This is a genomic window from Pseudoroseicyclus sp. H15 (assembly GCF_054353345.1).
This window is the reverse complement of record NZ_JBTHJE010000005.1, coordinates 497,817-519,979: the sequence shown is the minus strand read 5'-3', so window position 1 is coordinate 519,979 and position 22,163 is coordinate 497,817. Positions and strand designations below refer to the sequence as shown.

General features: G+C 68.7%; 19 protein-coding genes. 12 read left to right on the top strand and 7 right to left on the bottom strand.

What is annotated here, in order from left to right; all coding sequences use genetic code 11:
- Positions 1-181 precede the first annotated feature (181 nt).
- Positions 182-1,555 (bottom strand): carnitine 3-dehydrogenase, encoded by a 1,374-nt coding sequence (locus tag ACXN5S_RS13240; RefSeq protein ID WP_458605908.1) that lies wholly within the window; start codon positions 1,553-1,555, stop codon positions 182-184.
- 70 nt (positions 1,556-1,625) lie between these two features.
- Between ACXN5S_RS13240 and ACXN5S_RS13235 the strand changes: the two genes are divergently transcribed.
- Positions 1,626-2,093 (top strand): DUF1203 domain-containing protein, encoded by a 468-nt coding sequence (locus ACXN5S_RS13235; protein WP_458605907.1) that lies wholly within the window; start codon positions 1,626-1,628, stop codon positions 2,091-2,093.
- Here the strand turns inward: ACXN5S_RS13235 and ACXN5S_RS13230 are convergent.
- From ACXN5S_RS13230 to ACXN5S_RS13215, 4 genes are read right to left on the bottom strand one after another with little or no spacing between them, the layout of a single operon-like run.
- Positions 2,088-2,999, bottom strand: a complete 912-nt coding sequence (locus tag ACXN5S_RS13230) for a beta-keto acid cleavage family enzyme (protein ID WP_458605906.1) — start codon at positions 2,997-2,999, stop codon at positions 2,088-2,090. The two genes, ACXN5S_RS13235 and ACXN5S_RS13230, sit on opposite strands and share 6 nt — an antisense overlap.
- A gap of 3 nt (positions 3,000-3,002) precedes the next feature.
- A complete protein-coding gene (locus tag ACXN5S_RS13225) occupies positions 3,003-3,782 on the bottom strand; it encodes a carnitinyl-CoA dehydratase (RefSeq protein ID WP_458605905.1) in 780 nt (259 codons plus the stop codon).
- Positions 3,779-5,809, bottom strand: coding sequence for an acetate--CoA ligase family protein (locus ACXN5S_RS13220; protein WP_458605904.1), 2,031 nt, complete (start codon positions 5,807-5,809; stop codon positions 3,779-3,781). Before ACXN5S_RS13220 ends, ACXN5S_RS13225 begins: the two co-directional genes overlap by 4 nt.
- A complete protein-coding gene (locus ACXN5S_RS13215; protein WP_458605903.1) occupies positions 5,809-6,969 on the bottom strand; it encodes an acyl-CoA dehydrogenase family protein in 1,161 nt (386 codons plus the stop codon). The genes ACXN5S_RS13220 and ACXN5S_RS13215 overlap by 1 nt, the downstream gene beginning before the upstream one ends.
- A gap of 75 nt (positions 6,970-7,044) precedes the next feature.
- Here ACXN5S_RS13215 and ACXN5S_RS13210 point away from each other — a divergent pair, with 75 nt between their 5' ends.
- Positions 7,045-7,980, top strand: coding sequence for a GlxA family transcriptional regulator (locus tag ACXN5S_RS13210; RefSeq protein WP_458605902.1), 936 nt, complete (start codon positions 7,045-7,047; stop codon positions 7,978-7,980).
- A 175-nt stretch (positions 7,981-8,155) separates the two neighbouring features.
- Here ACXN5S_RS13210 and ACXN5S_RS13205 read toward each other — a convergent pair whose 3' ends face one another.
- Both ACXN5S_RS13205 and ACXN5S_RS13200 read right to left on the bottom strand, forming a co-directional pair.
- On the bottom strand, positions 8,156-9,586 hold the full coding sequence (locus ACXN5S_RS13205) for an aldehyde dehydrogenase family protein (protein WP_458605901.1): 1,431 nt from the start codon (positions 9,584-9,586) through the stop codon (positions 8,156-8,158).
- Positions 9,583-10,230: a TetR family transcriptional regulator C-terminal domain-containing protein gene (locus ACXN5S_RS13200; RefSeq protein WP_458605900.1), complete on the bottom strand. Its 648-nt coding sequence runs from the start codon at positions 10,228-10,230 to the stop codon at positions 9,583-9,585. Before ACXN5S_RS13200 ends, ACXN5S_RS13205 begins: the two co-directional genes overlap by 4 nt.
- A gap of 219 nt (positions 10,231-10,449) precedes the next feature.
- Between ACXN5S_RS13200 and ACXN5S_RS13195 the strand changes: the two genes are divergently transcribed.
- From ACXN5S_RS13195 to ACXN5S_RS13150, 10 genes are all read left to right on the top strand, one after another.
- Positions 10,450-12,093, top strand: a complete 1,644-nt coding sequence (locus tag ACXN5S_RS13195) for a phytoene desaturase family protein (protein WP_458605899.1) — start codon at positions 10,450-10,452, stop codon at positions 12,091-12,093.
- 80 nt (positions 12,094-12,173) lie between these two features.
- Complete coding sequence (locus tag ACXN5S_RS13190) at positions 12,174-13,664, top strand: phytoene desaturase family protein (RefSeq protein WP_458605898.1); 1,491 nt, start codon at positions 12,174-12,176, stop codon at positions 13,662-13,664.
- Positions 13,661-14,848, top strand: a complete 1,188-nt coding sequence (locus ACXN5S_RS13185; protein ID WP_458605897.1) for an aminomethyltransferase family protein — start codon at positions 13,661-13,663, stop codon at positions 14,846-14,848. The genes ACXN5S_RS13190 and ACXN5S_RS13185 overlap by 4 nt, the downstream gene beginning before the upstream one ends.
- Entirely contained in the window at positions 14,845-15,957 is a 1,113-nt protein-coding gene (locus tag ACXN5S_RS13180) for an aromatic ring-hydroxylating oxygenase subunit alpha (protein ID WP_458605896.1), read from the top strand. Before ACXN5S_RS13185 ends, ACXN5S_RS13180 begins: the two co-directional genes overlap by 4 nt.
- Positions 15,954-17,174 (top strand): aromatic ring-hydroxylating oxygenase subunit alpha, encoded by a 1,221-nt coding sequence (locus tag ACXN5S_RS13175; protein ID WP_458605895.1) that lies wholly within the window; start codon positions 15,954-15,956, stop codon positions 17,172-17,174. The genes ACXN5S_RS13180 and ACXN5S_RS13175 overlap by 4 nt, the downstream gene beginning before the upstream one ends.
- Positions 17,175-17,201: 27 nt before the next feature.
- Positions 17,202-18,302, top strand: a complete 1,101-nt coding sequence (locus ACXN5S_RS13170; protein WP_458605894.1) for a polyamine ABC transporter substrate-binding protein — start codon at positions 17,202-17,204, stop codon at positions 18,300-18,302.
- A 42-nt stretch (positions 18,303-18,344) separates the two neighbouring features.
- Positions 18,345-19,448, top strand: coding sequence for an ABC transporter ATP-binding protein (locus ACXN5S_RS13165; protein WP_458605893.1), 1,104 nt, complete (start codon positions 18,345-18,347; stop codon positions 19,446-19,448).
- Positions 19,449-19,451: 3 nt separating this feature from the next.
- A complete protein-coding gene (locus ACXN5S_RS13160; protein ID WP_458605892.1) occupies positions 19,452-20,432 on the top strand; it encodes an ABC transporter permease in 981 nt (326 codons plus the stop codon).
- A complete protein-coding gene (locus ACXN5S_RS13155; protein WP_458605891.1) occupies positions 20,429-21,268 on the top strand; it encodes an ABC transporter permease in 840 nt (279 codons plus the stop codon). Before ACXN5S_RS13160 ends, ACXN5S_RS13155 begins: the two co-directional genes overlap by 4 nt.
- Positions 21,268-22,149 (top strand): dimethylsulfonioproprionate lyase family protein, encoded by an 882-nt coding sequence (locus ACXN5S_RS13150; RefSeq protein ID WP_458605890.1) that lies wholly within the window; start codon positions 21,268-21,270, stop codon positions 22,147-22,149. Before ACXN5S_RS13155 ends, ACXN5S_RS13150 begins: the two co-directional genes overlap by 1 nt.
- Positions 22,150-22,163: the final 14 nt, after the last annotated feature.

The following is a 22,163-nucleotide window of genomic DNA, read 5'->3' as shown; positions in this document are numbered from 1 at the left end:
GGCGCCGGGCCGTGGGGTGGCGCTCCCCCCGTACCGCTATTGCGCTTTATCTCCGCCAAGCCCCTCCCGGCGGTGAGCTTCGCGGTAGCTTCACCAGAGCGCCAGCCCGCGGGATGGGCCGGCGCTCGCCCGGCGCCTTCGGCGCGCCTACGGGCAGGGGAAGGAGCTGGAACGTGGCTCCCTACATCCCAGCATGTGCCGCGGCGTACTCAGCCAGCCGCTCCGCCACCTCCGCCGAGGGCGGTGCCGTCCGACGGGTTGAGAGGTCCACATGGAGCAGCAGCGACTCGACGGTCGCCACCTCCTCCTCGCCCCGCTTCAGCCGGTGCAGGAGGTGCAGCTTCTTGCCCTCGCCGCTCAGCACCTGCGTCGTCACCTCCAGCCGCTCGCCGATCTTCACCTCGGCGAGGTATTTCACCGTGTTCTCCACGGTGAAGTAGCTCATCCCGCCCGCGATATACTCGGCATCCGCGCCGATCATCGCCATGAAGGCATCCGAGGCGCGGCTCGCCAGCTCCAGATAATGCGTCTCGTTCATATGGCCGTTGTAGTCGGCCCAGGAGCTCGGCACCTGCTGCGCCGCCGTCACCGGCAGGTCGCCCGAAGGCGGCAGCGGCAGCGCCGCCTCATGCCCGAGGATCACGCCCCCTGCCCCGCTGCCAGTCTTCTTCAGCGCCCGCATCATGCCGACGAGGTTGTCGTCGCGCAGCCGCTCCAGCTCGCGGATGCTCAGGTGGCCGGACTGGGCGTCGGACTGGCCGGCGATCAGCTCGACCAGTTCGGGCGTGAAGGCCGGCACGTCCATCAGCTTGGTCCAGGGCCATTCGAGGGCCGGGCCGAACTGCTCCATGAAGTATTTCATCCCCGCCTCGCCGCCGGCGATGCGGTAGGTCTCGAAGAGGCCCATCTGCGCCCAACGCAGGCCAAAGCCCATGCGGATGGCCTCGTCGATCTCTTCCGTCGTGGCGATGCCGTCGGTCACCAGCCAGAGCGCCTCGCGCCAGACCGCCTCAAGGAAGCGGTCGGCGATATGGGCGTCGATTTCCTTGCGGACGTGCAGGGGGAACATGCCGATGGTCTTGAGGATGCCGGCGGCCCTCTCGCAGGCGCCGGCGTCTCCGACCAGCTCGATGAGCGGGAGGAGGTAGACCGGGTTGAACGGGTGGGCGACGATCGCCTCCGCGCCCTCGGCATTCAGCTCCGATGGCTTGAAGCCGGACGTGGAGGAGCCGAGCACCGCGCCCTCCGGCGCCGCCTCGGCGATCTGGGCGAAGACCTTGTGCTTGAGGTCCAGCCGCTCGGGCACGCTCTCCTGGATCCAGTCGGCGCCGGCGACGGCCTCGGCGAGGCTCGCGTGGTAGCTCAGCCGCCCCTCCGACGGCAGCGCCCGGTCGTAGAGGCCGGGCAGAGCGTGGCGGGCGTTGGCGAGCACCTCGCCGATCTTGCGCTCGGCCTCCGGGTCGGGGTCGAAGACCGCGACGTCCCAGCCGTTGAGGAGGAACCGCGCCGCCCAGCCGCCGCCGATGACGCCGCCGCCGATGATCGCTGCCTTCATATCGAACCCTCATGATCCGGGTCGCTCGGCGCGCCCTTGCCTGCCATCAAAAGGGCGAAGGAGACACCCCATGACCATTGCATTCCACGCACTTCCCACCGCTGTCGTCCGCGCCATCCGCGCCCAAGGGCAGGACGCCTATGGCAATCCCGTCGAGCGGCATCGCGCGGCAGAGCAAACCGGCCCCTGCCGGCATTGCCACGGCACCATTGCGGCCGGGGCGGAGTACCTGATCCTCGCGCATCGCCCCTTCCGCACCGACAATCCCTATGCCGAGACGGGGCCGATCTTCCTGCACGCGGAAGAGTGCCCGGCGGCCACGCCGGGGCCCGATATGCCCGCGGTGATGGACGCGCCGCAGTACCTCGTGCGGGGCTACGATGCCGATGAGCGGATCGTCTACGGCACGGGGCAAGTGGTGCCGCGCCCGGAGATCGCGAGCTATGCCGAAGGCCTGCTGGCCGAGGCGTGGATCGCCTTTGTCGACATCCGCAGCGCCAGGAATAACTGCTGGCAGGCGCGGGTGATGCGCTCATGAGGCCGGCGCGCGCTTCGTGAGGCCGAGCTTCTCGCGCACGCGCTCCGGCCCGATGATGGTCGCGCCCATGCTTTCGACGATCCCCGCCGCCTTCTCGACCAGCTGAGCGTTGGTGGCGAGGACGCCTTTCTCCAGCATAAGGTTGTCCTCCAGCCCGACGCGGACATTGCCGCCGGCCAGCACCGAGGCGGCGACATAGGGCATCTGGTTGCGGCCGAGGGAGAAGGCGGACCAGGCCCAGTCGTCGGGGACGTTGTTCACCATCGCCATGAAGGTGTTCAGGTCATCGGGCGCGCCCCAGGGCACGCCCATGCAGAGCTGCACGAGCGCGGGGGAGGAGAGGACGCCCTCGCGCACCAGCTCCTTGGCGAACCAGAGGTGGCCGGTGTCGAAGGCCTCGATCTCGGGTTTCACGCCGAGCTCGGTCATCATCCCGCCCATGGCGCGGAGCATGCCGGGCGTGTTGGTCATGACGTAATCGGCCTCGGCGAAGTTCATCGTGCCGCAGTCGAGCGTGCAGATCTCCGGCAGGCACTCGGCGACGTGGGCGACACGCTCCTCGGCGCTGGCCATGTCGGTGCCCTGCTGGACCGGCAGCGGCGAGGAGGTTGGCCCGAAGACCATGTCTCCCCCCATGCCGGCGGTGAGGTTGAGCACCACGTCGACCTCGGCGTCGCGAATGCGCTCCGTCACCTCACGGAACAGATCGACCCGGCGCGAGGGCGCGCCCGTCTCGGGGTCACGCACATGGCAATGCACCACCGCCGCGCCGGCCTTGGCCGCGTCGATGGCGGAGGCGGCGATCTGTTCCGGCGAGCGGGGCACGTGCGGCGAGCGGTCCTGCGTGGCGCCGGAGCCGGTGACGGCGCAGGTGATGAAGACCTCGCGGTTCATGGTGAGGGGCATGGGCTACTTTCCTTTCCAGACCGGGTCGCGCTTCTCGGCGAAGGCGCGGGCGCCCTCCTTCTGATCTTCCGAGGCATAGAGCGTGGCGACGGTGGGCAATTGGCTTTGGGTGACGCGGGCCAGCATGTCGTGGAACTTCTGATCCTCCGCCTCGCGCACGATCTCCTTCAGCGCGGCGTAGACGAGCGGCGGACCGGCGGCGATGAGGTCGGCCATCTTGCGGGCCTCGTCCATCAGGCTCGCGGCAGGGTGGATGCGGTTGACGAGGCCCCAGTGCTTCGCCTCCTCGGCATCGAACCAGCGGCCCGTTAGCAGCATCTCCATGGCGACATGGTAGGGGATGCGCTTGGGCAGCTTGATCGAGGCGGCGTCGGCGACGGTGCCGGAGCGGATCTCCGGCAGGGCGAAGGTGGCGTGGTCGGCGGCGAGGATGATGTCGGCGGAGAGGGCGAGTTCCAGCCCGCCACCGCAGCAGATGCCGTTGATGGCGGCGATGACCGGCTTGTTGAGGCCGGGCAGCTCCTGCAGGCCGCCGAAGCCGCCGACGCCGTAATCGCCATCGACGGCATCGCCGGAGGCGGCGGCCTTGAGATCCCAGCCGGGGCAGAAGAACTTGCTCCCGGTGCCGGTGACGAGGGCGACGCGCAGGTTCGGGTCATCGCGGAAGCCGGCGAAGACCTCGCCCATCTCGCGGGAGGTGGCGAGGTCGATGGCATTGGCGGGCGGCCGGTCGAGGCGCACCTCGAGGACATGGCCGCGGGTCTCGGTGTGGATGGGGCTCATGGGCCAACCTTTCGGATCAGCGCGTCGGCGGCGACGGCGCGGGTGGGCGTGCAGATGAGGGGGTTCACCTCAACCTCGGCGAGGGTGGCGGCGTTGTCCACCACGTAGGACTGGATCGCGAGGATCGCCGACAGGATCGCCGGGCGGTCGGCGGCGGGGGCACCCCGGTAGCCGGAGAGGAGCGGGGCGATGCGCAGGCTGCCCAGAGCGGCAGAGATGTCGGCCTCGGTGGCCGGGACGAGCAGCGAGGCGGTGTCGGAGAGCAGCTCGGTGAGCGTGCCGCCGGCGCCGAGGGTGAGGACGAAGCCATGCGCCGGGTCTCGGGTGACGCCGACGAGCAGCTCGGCGGCGGCGCCGGTGATCTGCTCCTCCACCAGGTAGGCGGGGGCGGCCATGGCCTCGGCGGCGGCGCGGATCTCGCCGGGGGCAAGGTTCAGGCTGACGAGGCCGGCCTCGGATTTATGGGCGGCGCCCTCGCCCTTGAGGACGAGGGGGGCAGGCCACTCATCCGCCCTGCGGGCGGCCTCGTCAGGGCTGTTGGCCCGGGCGGAGCGCGGGACGGCGAGGCCGTGGGCGGCGAGAGCCGCCTTGGCCTCGGCCTCCGGCAGGGTGACCGGGTCGCCGGTGAGAGGGCCGGAGGCGAGGATCGGGGCGGCGGGCGCGGGGTGGAGCTCTGCGGCCAGCGCGATGGCCTCCAGCGCTTCGGCGATGCCGAAGAAGGGGGTGATGCCGCGGGCCATGCAGTCGTCCGCGACCTCCTCGGGCATGTTCTCCGGCAGCGAGGCGATGAGGGCCATGGGGACGCCATGCGCGCGCCCCGCCGCCTCCGCCCCGTCGATGGCGCTCTGCCAGTCGGGCGAGGGGCCACAGCGGTCGGGCCGGGGGAAATCCAGCACGACGCAGCCGAGGGCGAGATCGGGGGTCATCATCGCCGTGAAGGTGCCCGCCATCGCGGCGGCGTCGCCCCAGATATAGGTGTGATAATCGAGCGGGTTGGCGAGGGCGACCTTCGGGCCGAGGGCCTCGCGGAGGGCGGTGCGCTGCCCCTCCCCCAGCGGCGGGAAGGTGACGCCGGTGCCGAGGGCGCTGTCGGCCATCAGGCTCGCCTCGCCGCCAGAACAGGAGAGCGAGGCGATGCGGGCATGGGGCAGCGGCCCGGCGGCGTGCAGGAGCTTCAGCGTCTCCAGCATCGCCGGCAGCGAGGTGGCGCGGCCGATGCCGAGGCGGGCCATCAGCGCGCGGGCTCCGGCGTCGGACCCCGCCAGCGAGGCGGTGTGCGAGACGGTCGCCGTGCGCGCCTGCTCGGAGGCGCCGACCTTCAGCGCGACGATGGGCTTTTTCAGGCGGCGGGCGTTGGCGGCGAGCGCCTCCATCCGGGCCGGGTCACCGAAGCCCTCGACATGCAGGCCAAGGGCGGTGACGCGCGGGTCTTCGAGGAGGGCGGCGCCGACCTCGGCCATGTCGGTCTTCGCCTGGTTGCCGACCGTCACGACATAGGCCAGCGGCAGGCCGCGGCGCTGCATGGTGATGTTGAGCGCGATGTTGGAGCTTTGCGTGATGATCGCCACGCCCCGCTCGGCGCGCACCAGCCCATGCTGGTCGGGCCAGAGGGCGGCGCCGTCGAGGGCGTTGAGGAAGCCGTAGCAATTGGGGCCGAGGATCGCCATGTCGCCGGCGGCCTGCACCAGCTCGGCCTGCAGATCGGCGCCGCCGGCGATCTCCGCCTCGGCCTCCTGGAAGCCGGAGGCGAAACAGACGGCGCCCCCTGCCCCGAGCGCGGCGAGAGCGCGCAGGACCGGGATGGTGGCCTCGCGGTTGACGCCGATGAAGGCGGCGTCGGGCGCGCCAGGCAGGTCACCCACGGAGGGATAGGCTGGGACGCCGGAGATCTCCGCCTTGCTCGGATGGACGGGCCAGAGCTCGCCGGCGAAGCCGATCTTGCGGCATTCGCGCACGACGCTGGCGCACCAGACACCGCCGCCGATGACGGCGACGGTGCGAGGCCGGAGGAGACGGTCGAGGCTCATCAGGCGCCGAGGGGCCGGAAGAGCTCCCGGCTGATGATGTGGCGCTGGATCTCGGAGGTGCCGTCCCAGATGCGCTCGACGCGGGCGTCGCGCCAGAAGCGTTCGATGGGCAGATCGTCCATCAGTCCCATGCCGCCGTGGATTTGCAGGGTGGCATCGGTCACGCGGGCCAGCATCTCGCTGGCGTAGAGCTTGGCGCTGGCGATCTCGCGGTTCGCCGGAAGGCCCTGGTCGAGCCGCCAGGCGGAAGAGAGCGTCAGCAGGTCGGCGGCGTCGATCTCGGTGATCATGTCGACGATCTGGAAGCTGACGCCCTGGAACTTCGCGATCGGCTGGCCGAACTGCTCGCGTTCGGCGGCATATTGCACCGCGTAGTCGAAGCAGCGCCGCGCCCGGCCGACGCTCATCGCCGCGACCGTAATGCGGGTGGCGTAGAGCCATTCGTTCATCACCGCGAAGCCGCCATCGACCTCGCCGAGCACCTGCGCATCGGAGAGGCGGCAATCGTCGAAGGTGAGGATGCAGTTCTGATAGCCCCTGTGGCTGACCGAATTGTACCCGGGGTGGACGTCGAAACCGGGCGTGCCGCGGTCGACGAGGAAGCAGGTGATACGCTTCTTGGGGCCGCGGGGCGTCTCGTCGACGCCGGTGGCGACGAAGACGATGAAGAAATCGGCATGCTCGGCGCCGGAGATGAAGTGCTTGGAGCCGTTGACGACCCAGTCGCCGCCCTTGCGCACGGCGGCACATTTCATGCCGCGCACGTCGGAGCCGGCATCGGGCTCCGTCATCGCCAGCGCGTCCATCTTCTCGCCGCGGACGGCAGGGAGGAGGTAGCGCTCCTTCTGCTCGCCCTCGCAGGCCATCAGGATGTTCTGCGGGCGGCCGAAGAAGTGGTTCAGAGCCATGGAGCCGCGCCCAAGCTCGCGCTCGACCAGCGCGAAATCGAGGTGGGAGAGGCCGGCGCCGCCGACTTCCTCGGGGAAATTGCAGGCGTAGAAGCCGAGCTCGATGGTTTTCTGCTTGATGGCCTCGGCCACCTCGGGGGGGACCTTGCCGGTGCGCTCCACCTCGGCTTCGTGGGGATAGATCTCCTTCTCCACGAAGCTGCGGACGGTGGAGACGATCATCTCCTGCTCGTCGGTCAGGCCGAAATGCATGGCGGGCCTCCTTGCTGCTCGGGCGGAAGGTGGCATAGGTCTGGGCGGGCCATTGTGCAGAACTGGCGACAGATCATGCAGGATACGAAAGAGATCGGGGTGCTGCTGTTCCCGCGCTTCTCCAACCATTGCCTCGCCAATGCGGTGGAGCCCTTGCGCGCCGCCAACATGCTGTCGCGCCGGGAGCTATATCGCTGGCGCTACCTGTCGGTGGATGGCGCCGGGCTCGCCAGCTCCTCCGGCCTGCCGGTGCAGCCGGTGAAGCTGGCCGATCACGGCGGCGACCGGCTGCTGGTGATGCCCTCCTACGGCTTTCGCGACTGGCTGGGGCCGGAGGTGCTGGCGGCGCTGCGCGAGGCCTCGCGGCGGTTCGGGACGCTGGCGGGGCTGGATACCGGCAGCTGGCTGCTCGCGGCGGCGGGGCTGCTGAACGGGCGGCGGGCGACGATCCACTGGGACGAGTTCGACGCCTTCGCCGAGACCTTTCCGGAGGTCGACGCGCGCGAGGACCGGGTGGTGATCGACGGCGACCGGCTCTCCTGCGGGGGGACGACGACGACGCTGGAGCTGATGCTGGCGCTGATCGAGCGCGACCACGGGGGGATGCTGGCGCTGGATGTGGCGGCGCTCTTCATGCACGGCGAGCGGGCGCCGCGGCTGGACCCGGCGATCCGCGTGCCGGCGAAGGGCATGGTGCAGGCGGCGGTGGCGCTGATGCGGCGCAACGTCGAGGCGCCGCTGCCGGTGGCGGAGGTGGCGCGGCGCCTCGGCTGCTCGCAGCGGGCGCTGGAGCAGCATTTCGCGGCGGCGCTGGGGCGGGCGCCCCGGGCTGTCTACAGCGCGGTGCGGCTGGGGGTGGCGCGGCGGCTGCTCGAACAGACGCGTCTGTCCGTGGCGGAGATCGCGGGGCGGGCGGGATATACCGATGCCTCGGCGATGGCGCGGGCGTTCCGGGGGGAGTTCGGGGAGAGCCCGAGCGCGGTGAGGAAGGCTGCCGGGGGCGCGGGTTGAGAGGCCGGGGGGCTGTCTGCCCCCCCGGACCCCCCGAGGATTTTCTTGGAGCAAAGACGAGGGGGGCCGTGGCAGGCCGCGCTCGGCTGAGGATCGAGGATGCGCGGACTGCAGCGATGCGGCGAAGGGGGGTTCGGGGGTGTCACCCCCCCCCGAAAAGCGCCGCAGGCTCCGCTCAGCCGAGGCCGATCAGGGCCTTGGTCTCGCAGAAATCGTGTATCGCCCAGTCGGCATATTCGCGGCCGTTGCCAGACTGCTTGTAGCCGCCGAAGGGCGCGAAGGTGTCCCAGTCCGGCCCGTTGATCTGGATCTGCCCGGCGCGGAGCTGGCGGGCGACACGCTCGACCTCGGTCATGTTGGTGCCCTGCACATAGGCGGCGAGGCCGTAGGGCGTGTCATTGGCGATAGAGATGGCCTCGTCCGTGCTGTCATAGGCGAGGATCGAGAGCACCGGCCCGAAGATCTCCTCGCGCGCGATGCGCATGTCGTTGGTGACGTCGGCGAAGACCGTGGGGCGCACGTAATAGCCGCGGTTGAGGCCCTGCGGCAGGCCGGGGCCGCCGGCGGCGAGCGTGGCGCCCTCGGCGATGCCGGCCTCGATGAGGCCCTGGATCTTGTCCCATTGCACCTGGCTGATGACAGGGCCCATCTCGGTGGCCTCCTCGCGCGGATCGCCCACGGCCTGGGCTTCGGCCACGCCGGCGGCGATGCGGGCGGCGCGGTCCATCTCGGCACGGGGCACGAGCATGCGGGTGGGCGCGTCGCAGGACTGGCCGGAATTGGCGAAGACGCCGGCCGCGCCCTCGGCCACGGCCGCCTCGAGATCGGCATCGGGGAGGATGATGTTGGCCGATTTGCCGCCCAGCTCCTGCGCGACGCGCTTGACGGTGGGCGCCGCGGAGCGCGCCACCTCGATGCCGGCGCGGGTGGAGCCGGTGAAGGAGACCATGTCGATCTCTTCATGGCTGGAGAGGACAGAGCCGACCTCGGCCCCGGTGCCGTTGACCAGGTTGAACACGCCCGCCGGCAGGCCGGCCTCGTGGCAGATCTCGGCGAAGAGCACGCCGGAGAGCGGCGCGATTTCGGAGGGTTTCAGCACCATGGTGCAGCCGGCCACCAGCGCCGGCGCGACCTTGCAGACGATCTGGTTCATCGGCCAGTTCCAGGGCGTGATCAGCCCGCAGACCCCGATGGCCTCGCGTACGATGGTGGTGGTGCCGCGCTTCTGCTCCCATTCGAAGCTCTCGGCGGCTTTCAGCGTCGATTCCAGATGCATCAGCCCCGCCCCCGCCTGGCTGTCGCGGGCGAAGGAGATGGGGGCGCCCATCTCCAGGCTGATGGCCTGGGCCATATCCTCGTAGCGGTCCTTGTAGGCATCGCGCACCCGGGCGAGCGCGGCGATGCGCTCGGCCACCGGCGTCGCCGACCAGGCGGCGAAGGCCTCGCGGGCGGCGAAGATGGCGGCCTCGGCATCAAGGCGCGTGCCCAGCGCCAGTTCGGCGATATCCTCGCCCGTCGCCGGGTCGGTCACGCCCATGCTGCCCGCGCCCGACTGCGGCGCGACCCAGGCGCCACCGATATAGAATTGCCCCAGATGGTCGTTCACAGCAGGCCCTCTTCGTTGAAGTGACGCGGAAAGAAAGCGGCGGCGCAGAGCATGACGGTACGCATCGCCTCTTCGTGGTCATAAGGATGGCGCATCGTCATAAGGTCAAGCCACGTTCCCTCGGTCGTCACGCGCAGCACGCGGGCGGCGCGGGCCGGGTGCAGATCGTAGCCGCCCTCTTCGATCAGGGCGCGGCAGACGCCCTCCTGCATCTCGATATATTCCTCGTCGAAGCCCGACGAGCTCTCCTGATAAAGCGGGCGCGATTGTGCCTCGCCCCAGAAAGCGCACCAGGCTGAGAGGCGCGCGGGCGTGGAGATCGCCGGCACGAAATCGGCGAGGATCAGGGCGTGCAGCCGCTCGGCCGGGCTGGGGCCCGCCGCCTGCAAAGCGCTGATCCAGTTGGCGCGGTATTCCTCCGACAGATAGGCGAGCGTGGCCCCCAGCAGCTTTTCCTTGCTGGCGAAGTGGAAGTTGACCAGCCCGTGCGAGAGCCCGGCGGTGCGGGCGACCTCTGTCAGCGTGGTGCGGGCAAAGCCGAACTTGGCGATGACCTCGATGGTCGCCTCGATGAGCTGCTGGCGCCGCGCCTCGGGCGCGAGCTTGCGCCGCCGCTTCTCCAGCCGGTCCCGCGTGCCATCCATCCACCATCTCCCGATCGCCGCTCCGTCAGGCATCTAGGCGGCATGCGGAGCGATGAAAAGACGCCCTGCGCCCTGCCGATGTGACTATTGCAAAATTCTGATTGACTATCCAGTCAGAATGAATCCACCATCGAACATCCGTTCAAGACGGCCGCTGCCCCGGTGGCGGCCCGGCGCCAGGCCGCTGCCGGCCGGCGCGCGTAGAGGAGCTGCTGCTGCATGAACGCCCCGGCCTTCCCCACCTCTGCGCCCTATGACGCGCTGATCGTCGGCGCCGGGCACAACGGGCTGGTCACCGCCGCCTATCTGGCGCGGGCGGGGATGCGCGTGGTGGCGGTGGAGAAGAACGACTGGGTCGGCGGCGCGGCGGTGAGCCGGCAGCTGGATGACGAGGTCACCTATTCCAACTGCTCCTATGTCTGCTCGCTGTTCCGGCCCGAGATCATGCGCGATCTGGAGCTGCCGAAGCACGGGCTGCAGATCCTGCCCTACGAGGCGGGCGTGGTGCTGAAGGAGGATGGCGACTACCTCGCCATGTATCGCAACCACGAGGTGCAGCGGCGCGAATTCGCCCGGCACAGCAAGCGCGACGCCGAGGCCTACGACCGCTACGCCCGCGACATCATGCGCCACTGCCGCTTCATCCGCCCGCTGTTGATGCGCACCCCGGCAGACCCGGTGAGCCTGCGACCACGCGACCTGGGCGAGCTGGCCTGGCTCGGCCGCAAGATGGTGGAGCTGTCGGAGAAGCAGATCACCGAGATGGTGCGCTTCTGGACCATGTCGATCAGTGATTATCTCGATGAGTATTTCGAGAACCAGACGGTGAAGGCCTATCTCGCCGTCTCGGCCATCATCGGCACGGCGCTGGGGCCGATGTCTCCCGGCTCGGCCTATGTGCTGCTGCACCACTACATGGGCGATGTCGACGGCAATGTCGGCGCCTGGGGCTATGCGCGCGGCGGCATGGGGGCGATTACACAGGCACTGAGGCGGAGCTTCGAGGCGGCGGGCGGCGAGGTGCGCACCGGTAAGGGGGTGAAGCGCATCCTCGTCGAAAGCGGCAAGACAACGGGCGTCGAGCTGGAGGATGGCGAGGTCATCCGGGCCACCCGCGTGATCTCTGGCATGGATGCCAAGCGGACCTTCCTGAAGACGATGGACGAGGGCGATCTGCCCGGGGAGTTCGTGCGCGACATCAAGCGGTTCAAGACGCGGGGTTCGTCGGGCAAGCTGAACATCGCGCTGGATTCGGCGCCCGTCTTCCCCGCCCTGCCCGAGGGCGCGCCGATGCTGAAGGGCGATCTGCATTTCACCGACAGCGTCGAGCGGATGGAGCGGGCCTATGACGACTGGAAGGACGGCCACTTCAGCGCCGATCCCTTCCAGGACACCATGATCCCCTCGATGATCGACCCGACGCTGGCGCCGCCGGGCAAGCATTTCATGTCGTGCTTCGTGCAATACGCGCCGCCGAAGATCGAGGGGCGCGACTGGACGGACGCCGATCGTGACGCCTTTGGCCAGACAGTGATCGACCAGATCGCCCGCTACTCGCCCGGCTTCAAGGATCGCGTGCGCCATGTCGAGGTGCGCACACCGCGCGAGCTGGAGGCCGAGGTGGGGCTGACCGAGGGCAACATCTTCCAGGGCGAGCTGACCTTCGACCAGATGCTCTTCAACCGCCCGGTGCCGGGTTGGGCGCAGTACCGCAGCCCGATCGAGGGGCTGTGGATGTGCGGCTCGTCGACCCATCCGGGCGGTGGCGTTATGGGCGCGCCGGGGCGCAATGCGGCGGCGGAAATCCTGAAATCGGCGAGGATGAGCCGGGCGGAGATGCGGGATGCCTATGCGGTTCTGTAGGATAAATCCGATCTGGAGAGGCCATCAGGTGGCGCTTGCGGCCGTAAAGCTTTCCAATTTACAACATTCGGGGGGATCTCATGGCGCGTGACATCCTCGTCATCGGCGGCGGTGCGAACGGGCTCGCCTGCGCCTTCCGGCTCGCCAGGGGCGGCGCCAAGGTCACCCTGATCGAGGCCTCGGACGAGGTGGGCGGCGGCGCGCGCACCACTGAGTTCGCGCCCGGCTTCCGCGTCTCCGGTCTCGCGCATCTCGTTCACGGGCTCGACGCCCGCGCCGCCAGGGAGATGGCTCTGGAGCGGCACGGCTTTGCCGCCAGCGCCCCGCTCTCCACCACCCTTCCCGGCGAGACGCCGCTGACTGTCTCACCAAGCGGCGAGGTCACCGGCGTCGACAGCGCGGAGTGGGATACGCTGACCGCCCGCCTCGCCCGCCACGCCAAGCGGCTGAAGCCCTTCCGCACGATGACCCCGCCCCGGGTGAAGGGCGGCAACGACTGGCTCGGCCTCACACCCGCCGCCCTTGGCCTCGGCCGCGCCGGGCGGGCCGATCTGCGCGACCTGATGCGGCTGATCCTCACCAATGTCGCCGACGTGGCGGAGGATGACCTGACCGACCCGCGCCTGCAGGGGCTGCTCGCCTTCGATGCCACGCTCGGCGCCTGGGCCGGGCCCCGCTCTCCCGGAACGCTGCTACTGTATCTCAACCGCCTCGCTATGGGCGACATCCGCCTGCCGATGGGCGGCATGGGCAGCCTTGCCGCCGCCATGCGCCGCGCCGTCGATGAGGCGGGCGTCACCATCCGCACCGGTACCCGCGCCGAGGCGCTGATCGTCGAGGGCGACCGCGCCATCGGCGCCCGGCTGTCCAGCGGCGAGGAGATCCGCGCCGGCGCCGTCGTCTCCGCCCTCTGCCCGCAGGCCACGCTGCTGGGCCTCGCCGGCGCCCCGGCGCTGGACACAGGCATCGTCCGCCGGGCAGCGAACATGCCGTTCCGCGGCGGCGCGGCGAAGATGCATCTGGCCGTCGAGGGCGACCCGGGCCTGGGAGACCTCCGCCACCGCATCGTCCTCGCCCCCTCGGTCGATCACGTCGAGCGGGCGTTCAACCCGGTGAAATACGGCGAGGTGCCGGAGCATCCGGTGCTTGAGATCACCTGCCCCACGGCGCACGACCCGTCGCTCGCGCCGGAGGGAAGCCATGTCCTCTCCATCGTCGCGCAATTCGCGCCGCATGCGCCGAAGGATCAGGCCGCCGCCCGCGCCTCCTTTGGCGAGGCCGTCTGGCGTGTGCTCGAAGCGGCAGCGCCCGGCCTGCGGGGCCGAACGCAGCACGAAGAGCTGCTGATGCCCTACGACATCGAGGCCCGCTACGGCCTGAAGGGTGGCTCGTGGCATCACGGCGATTTCGCGGTGGAGCGGATGCTCTTCCTGCGGCCCTTCCACGAGGCGGCCTCCTACGCCGCCCCCCTGCCCGGCCTCTGGCTTGCCTCCGCCGGCAGCCATCCGGGCGGCGGCGTCACCGGAACCGCCGGCTGGAACGCCGCCGAGCAAGTGCTGAAGGCGGCATGAAGGATACGCGCGACATCGACCGCCCCTGGGAGCAGCCACTGCGCCGCTCGCCCTTCCATCCCCGGATGGAGGCGCTCAACCGGCAGGCCGAATGGGCGCCGTGGAGCGACTGGCTCTCGGCCCCCTCCTTCGGCGACACCGAGATGGAGCTCAGCGCCATCCGCAACGGCGCCACGCTCTATGACCTCACGCCGATGGTGAAGTACCGCATCACCGGCCCCGGCGCCGAGGCGATGCTGAACCGGCTGACTTTGCGCGATGTGGCCAAGCTGAAGACCGGCCGCGTGCAATATACCGGCTGGTGCGACGATGACGGCAAGCTGCTGGACGACGGCACGCTCTTCCGCCTCGGCGCCGAGGAGTTTCGCCTCTGCTGCCAGGAGAGGCACCTGCCCTGGCTGCTCGACAGCGCCATCGGCTTCGACGTGGAGATCGAGGAGGTGACGGAGGAGATCGCGGCGCTGGCGCTGCAGGGCCCCTGCTCCGCCTCTGTCCTGCGCGCCGCCGGGTTCGACATCGAGGCGCTCAAGCCCTTCCAGCTGACCGAGCAGGATGGCGTGCTGATCTCGCGCACCGGCTTCACCGGCGATCTGGGCTACGAGCTGTGGACATCGCCCGAGGGTGCCCTGCCGCTCTGGGACTGCCTCATGGAAGCCGGCGCGCCCTGGAACCTGCGGCCCATCGGCAGCGTCGCTCTGGACATTGCCCGCATCGAGGCCGGCTTCATCGTGGCCGGCGCCGATTTCATCCCCGCCGAGCAGGCTCTGCGGGAGGATCGCCCGCTCTCGCCGCTGGAGCTCGGCCTCGGCTGGATGATCGACTGGGACAAGGGCCAGTTCACCGGCCGCCGCGCCCTGCTGGCCGAGCGGAAGGGCAAGACCTCGCGCTGGGCGCTGGTGGGACTGGAGGTGGAGGGCAACGTCGCCGCCGAGGGTGCCATCGTCTATCGCGGCAAGCGAAGGGAGGTCGGCACCGTCACCTCCGCCATCTGGTCGCCCACCACCAAGCAGAGCCTCGCGCTGGCGCTGGTGGAGGCGAAACATGCCGCCAGCGACGACCTCTGGGTCGAGATCTACGCGATGCGCGAGCTGCGCTACGCCAAGCTGATGATGCGGGCGCGCCCGGCCCCCCGCCCCTTTTTCGCCCCGCTCCGCCGCCGGGCCACGCCCCCGGGGGCTGTATGAGCTCTCCCCTTCTCGATCATTGCCCGCCGACGCTGCCGGCCGAGGCCTATCGCGGCGAGGCCTGGCACGAGCGCGAGCTGGAGGCGATCTGGCGCAGCGAATGGGTGGCTGTGGGGCGTGAGGAGGACTTCCCCGCCCGCAGTGTGCGGCGCCGCGAGGTCGGGGGCGCCGAGGTGATTGTGGTGAACGATGGCGCCGAGAGCCGCGCCTTCCACAACGTATGCCGGCACCGGGGCAGTGAGCTTTGCGCCGTCGACCGCCCTTTGGCCAAGCTGATCACCTGCCCCTACCACGCTTGGGCCTATGCGCCCGACGGGCGGCTCGTCTCCACCGCCTTCGCGACGCCGGCCGAGGATTTCGCCAGGGCGGAGCACGGGCTGCTGCCGCTGCACGTGAAGCTCTGGAACGGCATCCTCTTCCTCTCCGCCGCCGAAGAGGCGCCGCCCTTCGTCACCGATATCGGGGCGGACAAGCTGGACAGCTGGCCGATGGCGGAGCTGCGCCTCGGCCACCGGCTGGAGACAACGATCCGCTGCAACTGGAAGGTGTTCTGGGAGAATTACAACGAGTGCCTGCACTGCCCGGGCATCCACCCGACGCTGGTCGACATGGTGCCCGTCTACAAGCATGGCGTGATGGCCGAGGCCGAGCGCAGTGATGGTGGCCCCGCGCATACGGCCCTCAAGCAGGGCGCGCAGACATGGACAGAAACAGGCGCCCCCTGCGGACCCGTCTTCCCCGGCCTCAGCGCCGAGGAGCGGGCCGAGGGCTACCGGTTCGTCACGATCTGGCCGAGCGCCTTCGTCGTCGCCCATGTCGATTACGTCCGCCTCGTGCGGCTCACCCCCGTCTCGCCGACGGAAACGAAGCTGACCGCCGATTGGCTCTTCTCGGAAGAGACCCTCGCCCAGCCCGGCTTCGATGCTGCCGGCGTCGCCCGCTTCGCCACGCAGGTGCTGCAGGAGGATGCGGCGGCCTGCGAGATGAACCAGCGCGGCCTTGCCTCGCCCGCCTATCAGCGCGGGCGGCTGATGCCGCAGGAATACGAGATCGCCGCCTTCCATGCCTGGGTGCAAAGGCGGCTCAACCGCGATGGAGACGCTACATGACCGCCGATCCCAGCAGCCGCCACATCACCATTCCCAACGAATGGGACCGCCGGGGCCTCCCCGGCTGGACCTATCACTCGCCGAAGATGTTCGAGCTGGAGCGCGACCACGTCTTCCGCACGCATTGGATGATCGCGGGCCATGTCTGCGACATCCCCGCCGATGGCGACTGGATCGCCTTCGACATGCTGGGCGAGCGGGCCATCGTCATGCGGGGGCAGGATGGCGAGGTGCGGGCCTTCCACAACCTCTGCCGGCACCGCGGCGCCCGCGTGGCGGATGGCGAGAGCGGCCATTGCCGCGGCGCGCTCGTCTGCCCCTTCCATGGCTGGGTCTACAATACCGACGGCAGCCTGCGCGGCGTGTCGCGGCCCGAGAGCTTCGGCGAGTTCGACAAGGAACAGTTCGGCCTGAAGCCGGTGGAAATGGAGATCTGGAAGGGTTTCATCTTCCTGCGTTTTCTGCCCGGGCCCCAGCCCTCTGTCGCAGAGCTCTTCGCGCCCTTCGAAGCAGATTTCGACGCCTACAAATCCGAAGAGCTGCTGCCCGAGGGCGACGTGCTCTGGGAGACGACGCTGCCGGTCAACTGGAAGAGCATTCGCGACGTCGACAACGAGGGCTACCATGTCGCCCTCGCCCATCCCGGCCTGCAGGATCTTTACGGGCGCACCTATCGCGACGAGGCCTATACCCACGGCGTTTCGTTCAGCCACGGCCATTTCGGCGACAAGCCGGCGCGGCTTTGGTCGGTCAAGGAATACATCAAGGCCAGCCCCGAGCGGCCCGACCTGCCCGAGCATCTGCAGAAAGCGTGGACATATTACGGGCTTTTCCCCACCGGGGTGATCGCCTTCACGCCGGAATATGCCAATTTCTACCAGGACATTCCGCTTTCCGCCGGTGAGACGCTGCTGAAGGGCCGCACCTACCGAATGAAGGATGAAACCCGGCAGGCCCGCATGGCCCGCTACCTCGCCCAGCGCATCGACCGCGAAACCAGCGAGGAAGACCAGCAACTTTCCATCTGGTCCAATGAATCGATGAAGTCGTCCGCCTTCGAGGATTTCCACCTGTCCGACCTCGAATACGGGCTGAAGAACCACCACGACGAGCTGCGCAAACTGCTGCCGGTCATGCGGCTCGCAGAGGCGCCGCCCGAGGACAGGCTCGCGCAATCGAATGAAGAACTGGCTCTGGCCTTGAACGGCGCGGGATAATCTTCCGACAGGAGAGAAGGGAACGACATGCGATTCAATCGACGCACGACGCTGGGCCTGATGGGTGGCGGATTGGCCATGCCCTGGGTGCGCCCATCCTACGCCCAGGGCGGAACCGTCAATATCTACAACTGGGCCGATTACATCGGTGAGACGACGCTGGAAGATTTCGAAAACGAATTCGGAATCGAGACCGTCTACGACACCTATTCCTCCGCCGAGGAAATGCAGGCCAAGATGCTGGCCGGCATGACCGGCTACGACGTGGTTTTCCACGCCGGCATCGACATGCCCCGCGCCATCCAGGCCGGCATCTACCAGAAGCTCGACCGCAGCAAGCTGACCAACTGGGACAATCTCGATCCCTCGATCCTGACGATCCTGGCCGGCTGGGACCCGGGCAACGAGTATTCCATTCCCTACATGTGGGGATCCGTCGGCTTTACCTATAACGTCGACATGGTGCGCGAGCGCCTGCCCGATGCCGACCTGCAGGACATGTCGACGATCTTCGACCCGGAGAATGCGGCAGCGCTGGCCGATTGCGGCATCTCGATCCTGGATTCCCCGACCGACATCATGCTGATGGTGCTGAAGTACCTCGGCCTCGACGGCGATACGACGAATGTCGCGGATTACGACAAGGTGGTCGAGGCGTTCCAGCCGATCCGCCCCTATATCCGTACCTTCGACAATACCAACTACCTCAACGCCATTCCCAACGGCGAGCTCTGCGCCGTCAACAACTGGTCGGGCGACTATGGTGTGGCCGCGGGCCGCGCGGCAGAGGCGGGGCTGGACATGAACCTCGCGTATTACGTGCCGAAGACCGGCGCACCGGCGTGGTTCGATGTGATGGCGATGCCGTCGGACGCCTTCAACACCGAGAACGCCTATACCTTCATGAATTACATGCTGCGGCCAGAGGTGATCGCCGCCTGCACGAATTACACCTGGTATGCCAATGCCAATGCGGCGGCGGCGGAATTCGTCGATCCGGCGATCATCGATGACCCGGCTGTGTATCCGGATGAGGAGACGATCGGCCGGATGTGGGCGCCGCAGCCCTTCTCTGAAGAACAGGACCGGGCGATCAACCGGGCCTGGCAGCGCATCAAGGCAGGGTGAGCCCAATTGGCTGACGGCCCTTCCCCTGAACCCGTCGTCCCGGTGGCCAAGGCCACCGGGGCGCCCTTCGTCTCGGTGCAGGGGGTGACGAAGAAATTCGGCACCTTCCTCGCCGTGGATGACGTCTCCTTCGACATCGAGCGCGGCGAGATCTTCTCTCTTCTCGGCGGCTCGGGCTGCGGCAAGACCACGCTGCTGCGCATGCTCGCCGGCTTCGAAGAACCCACGCGCGGCCGCATCCTCATCGACGGCAAGGATGTGACCGACGCGCCGCCCTATGAGCGGCCCGTCAACATGATGTTCCAGAGCTACGCGCTGTTCCCGCATATGAGCGTGGAGAAGAACGTGGCCTATGGCCTCAAGCACGATAACCTCAGCAAGGCCGAGCGCGCCGACCGCGTGACGGAGATGCTGGAGCTGGTGCAGCTGCAAGATTTTCGCGCCCGCAAGCCTCATCAGATCTCCGGCGGCCAGCGCCAGCGAGTCGCCCTCGCCCGCGCCCTTGCCCGGGCGCCGAAGCTGCTGCTGCTCGACGAGCCGCTGGCGGCGCTCGACAAGAAACTGCGCGAGCACACGCAGTTCGAGCTCATGTCGATTCAGGAGCAAACGGGCGTGACCTTCATCGTGGTGACGCATGACCAGGAAGAGGCGATGACGCTCTCATCCCGCATGGCGGTGATGGAGAAGGGGCGCATCCGCCAGATCGGCAGCGCGACCGATATCTATGAGTTCCCGAAGAACCGCTTCGTGGCGGACTTCATCGGCTCGATCAATCTCTTCGAGGGGCGCGTCCTCTCGCTCGGCACCGACAGCGCCGAGGTGGAGGCCGAGGATCTCGGCCGCGTTACCGTCGCCCGTGAGCCCGCCCTCGTGGAGGGGCAGGAGGTGACGCTGGCGCTGCGCCCCGAGAAGCTGAAGCTCTCGCGAAACGAGCCGGAAGACGCCAACCGCCTGCCCGGCCAGGTGGAGAGCCTGGCCTATTTCGGCAAGGATTCCCTCTACCGCATCAAGCTGCCCTCTGGCCGGGTCATCAGCGCCAACGCCGTCAACTTCGCGCGCGCCGGCGAGGGCAAATGGGTGGCCGACTGGGAGGATGACGTCTGGCTGTCCTTCGCGCCCGCCGCCGCCATCCTGCTGACGGAGTAGCCCATGGCGTCGATATCCGACTCAGGCGAGGCGCAGGCGGGCCAGCTCTCCACCCGCGAGCGGCTGGGCCGCTGGTTCCACCGGCGCGGCTACATGCAGGCCATCATCGGCATCCCCTACATCTGGCTGGTGCTGTGGTTCCTAGTGCCCTTCATCATCATCTTCGCGATGAGCGGCGCCACCCGCACGCCCACCGCCCCGCCCTTCGGCTTCGGCGGCGAGCACCCATTGTTCAGCTGGGAGAACTACGCCCGGCTGTTTCAGGACGATCTCTACATCCGCGCCTATCTCACCTCCGTCTTCAACGCGACGGTGGCGACATTCCTGTGCCTGCTGATCGGCTACCCCGTCGCGCTCGGCATCGCGCGCGCCTCTTCGAGCTGGCGCTCGATCCTGCTCATGCTGGTGATCCTGCCGTTCTGGACGTCGTTTCTGCTGCGCGTCTACGCCTGGATCGGGCTGATGGGCACGAATTCATGGTTCAACCAGCTCGTCACCGGCGCCTGGAACGGCCTCGTGCCGCAGGCGTGGGAGCTGGCCTACATCCCGATGATGAACACCAATGGCGCCGTTATCCTGGTGACCATCTATTCCTACCTGCCCTTCATGATTCTGCCGCTCTACGCCAACCTCGAACGGCTCGATCTGGAGCTGGACGAGGCGGCGATGGACCTCGGCTCGAAGCCCACCCGCGTGTTCTGGGACATCACGGTCCCGCAAAGCGTGCCCGGCATCATCGCGGGCGGGATGCTGGTGTTCATCCCGGCCTGCGGTGAGTTCATCATCCCTTCGCTCGTCGGCAGCGCCTCGCGCCCGATGATCGGCGCCGTCATTTCCGATGAGTTCGGCTTCGCGCGCGACTGGCCCATGGCCTCGACCGTCGCCGTCGCCCTGCTCTTCCTGCTGGTCGTGCCGCTCATGGTATACACTTGGGCCGAACAGCGGGCGGAAGAGCGGGCCTTCAAGCGGGAGCAGCAGGAATGAAGCACCGCCCGTGGTTCCTCTACACGATGGTCGCGCTGGGGCTGGCGTTCTTCTACATCCCCATCATCTCGATGATCATCTACTCGTTCAACGCGTCGCGCCTCGCTACAGTTTGGGGCGGCTGGTCGACAAAGTGGTACGGTGAGCTGTTCCAGAACGAGCAGGTGCTGGAGGCGGCGCTGCTCTCGCTCAAGATCGCCGTCACCTCAGCCACCGCCGCCACGCTGCTCGGCACCATGGCCGGCATGGCGCTGGCGCGGTGGAAGCGCTTTCGCGGGCGCACACTGTTCTCGGGGCTGGTGACGGCACCGCTGGTGATGCCCGAGGTGATCACCGGCATCGCCTCGCTGATGCTCTTCATCCTGATGGCGCAATGGCTCGGCTGGCCGGCGCGGCGCGGCTTCACGACGATCACCATCGCGCATATCACCTTCAGCCTGGTCTTCGTCGCCACCATCGTGAGGGCGCGCATCCTGACGATGGACACGTCGATCGAGGAGGCGGCGATCGACCTCGGCTCGCGGCCCTGGCAGGTGCTGTGGGACGTGACGCTGCCGGTGATCTCCCCCGCCATCCTCGCCGGCTGGCTGCTCGCCTTCACCATCTCGCTCGATGACGTGGTCATCACCAACTTCACCACCGGGCCGGGCAACACAACGCTGCCCATCCTCATCTGGTCTAAGGTGAAGCTCGGCGTGACGCCCGACATCAACGCCCTTGCCACGATCACCGTCTGCGTCGTCGGCATCGGCGTGCTGATCGCCGGCATACTGCTCAACCGGGCCGAAAAGCGGCGGCTGAGGGACGAGGCGATGGCCTATCAGGAGAACACCTGATGGCCGCACCCGCTCTGCCAGAACCGCTGCCAGAGGAGATGGCCCGCGCGCTGCACGCCCCGCTCGGCCTGCCCGGCTCGGGGCGGCAGCGCTACGCGGCGGCCATGTGGTTCCACGCGCAGGGGCTGCTCAGCCCCCGGGCGCTGGAGGTCTACCGCATGCTCTCGCCCCGCGATGGCGACGATCCGGCGCCGCTCCTCGGCAACGAGCCGCGCCCGCCCGCGCCGGAGGGCTCGGCGCAGGAGGCACTGTCGGCACTCCGGCAGGAGCTGATCGCCCTCCTCCGCAGCCTCGACGGGCCGGGCATCGCGGAAACCCGCGCGGCCCTCGCAGCGGCTGGCGGCCCGGCCACGGCGCAGCTCCCGGCCTCCGGCCCCGCTGCCGAGGCGCTCCATCGCGACCTGCCCGCTGCTCTCGCCGCTCTGGCGGTGAGCGAGCCGGCCCTCGCCAGCTCCCTCGCGGAGGCGGCGGAGCATCTGGGCTGGCAAACCTACGATTACCCGCCCGGCGCCGACATCGGCGACTTCTTCCCCCGGTCGCACGCCTATTGCGCGCTGGCGGGAGAGGAGCGCGCCACCTGGCCCGCCGAAGGGCTGGATGTCGGCCTGCTCCTCGTCTCCCGCCGGGTCTTCTACCGCGACCACGCCCACCCTTCGCCGGAGCTCTACCTGCCGCTGACCGGCCCGCATGGCTGGCGCTTCCATCCCGGCGCCCCGATGGCCAGTGTCGCCGCCTTCGCCCCCATCTGGAACGAGCCGAACGCGCCGCATGCCATCCTCACCGGCAATGTGCCGCTCCTTTGCCTCTACGCCTGGCTGGCAGAGCCGCAGGCGCCCTCCACCCTTGTCCCCGCGCCCGACTGGGCCAGCTTCGAAGCCTGAACCCCGAGGAGCCG

Coding starts and splice junctions, on each gene's coding strand:
- ACXN5S_RS13235 (WP_458605907.1), top strand. CDS start 1,626: ATGACCATTGCATTCCACGCACTTCCCACCGCTGTCGTCCGCGCCATC.
- ACXN5S_RS13175 (WP_458605895.1), top strand. CDS start 15,954: ATGACCGCCGATCCCAGCAGCCGCCACATCACCATTCCCAACGAATGG.
- ACXN5S_RS13240 (WP_458605908.1), bottom strand. CDS start 1,555: ATGAAGGCAGCGATCATCGGCGGCGGCGTCATCGGCGGCGGCTGGGCG.
- ACXN5S_RS13215 (WP_458605903.1), bottom strand. CDS start 6,969: ATGCATTTCGGCCTGACCGACGAGCAGGAGATGATCGTCTCCACCGTC.
- ACXN5S_RS13150 (WP_458605890.1), top strand. CDS start 21,268: ATGGCCGCACCCGCTCTGCCAGAACCGCTGCCAGAGGAGATGGCCCGC.
- ACXN5S_RS13170 (WP_458605894.1), top strand. CDS start 17,202: ATGCGATTCAATCGACGCACGACGCTGGGCCTGATGGGTGGCGGATTG.
- ACXN5S_RS13190 (WP_458605898.1), top strand. CDS start 12,174: ATGGCGCGTGACATCCTCGTCATCGGCGGCGGTGCGAACGGGCTCGCC.
- ACXN5S_RS13180 (WP_458605896.1), top strand. CDS start 14,845: ATGAGCTCTCCCCTTCTCGATCATTGCCCGCCGACGCTGCCGGCCGAG.
- ACXN5S_RS13230 (WP_458605906.1), bottom strand. CDS start 2,999: ATGCCCCTCACCATGAACCGCGAGGTCTTCATCACCTGCGCCGTCACC.
- ACXN5S_RS13225 (WP_458605905.1), bottom strand. CDS start 3,782: ATGAGCCCCATCCACACCGAGACCCGCGGCCATGTCCTCGAGGTGCGC.
- ACXN5S_RS13210 (WP_458605902.1), top strand. CDS start 7,045: ATGCAGGATACGAAAGAGATCGGGGTGCTGCTGTTCCCGCGCTTCTCC.
- ACXN5S_RS13160 (WP_458605892.1), top strand. CDS start 19,452: ATGGCGTCGATATCCGACTCAGGCGAGGCGCAGGCGGGCCAGCTCTCC.
- ACXN5S_RS13155 (WP_458605891.1), top strand. CDS start 20,429: ATGAAGCACCGCCCGTGGTTCCTCTACACGATGGTCGCGCTGGGGCTG.
- ACXN5S_RS13220 (WP_458605904.1), bottom strand. CDS start 5,809: ATGAGCCTCGACCGTCTCCTCCGGCCTCGCACCGTCGCCGTCATCGGC.
- ACXN5S_RS13185 (WP_458605897.1), top strand. CDS start 13,661: ATGAAGGATACGCGCGACATCGACCGCCCCTGGGAGCAGCCACTGCGC.
- ACXN5S_RS13200 (WP_458605900.1), bottom strand. CDS start 10,230: ATGGATGGCACGCGGGACCGGCTGGAGAAGCGGCGGCGCAAGCTCGCG.
- ACXN5S_RS13195 (WP_458605899.1), top strand. CDS start 10,450: ATGAACGCCCCGGCCTTCCCCACCTCTGCGCCCTATGACGCGCTGATC.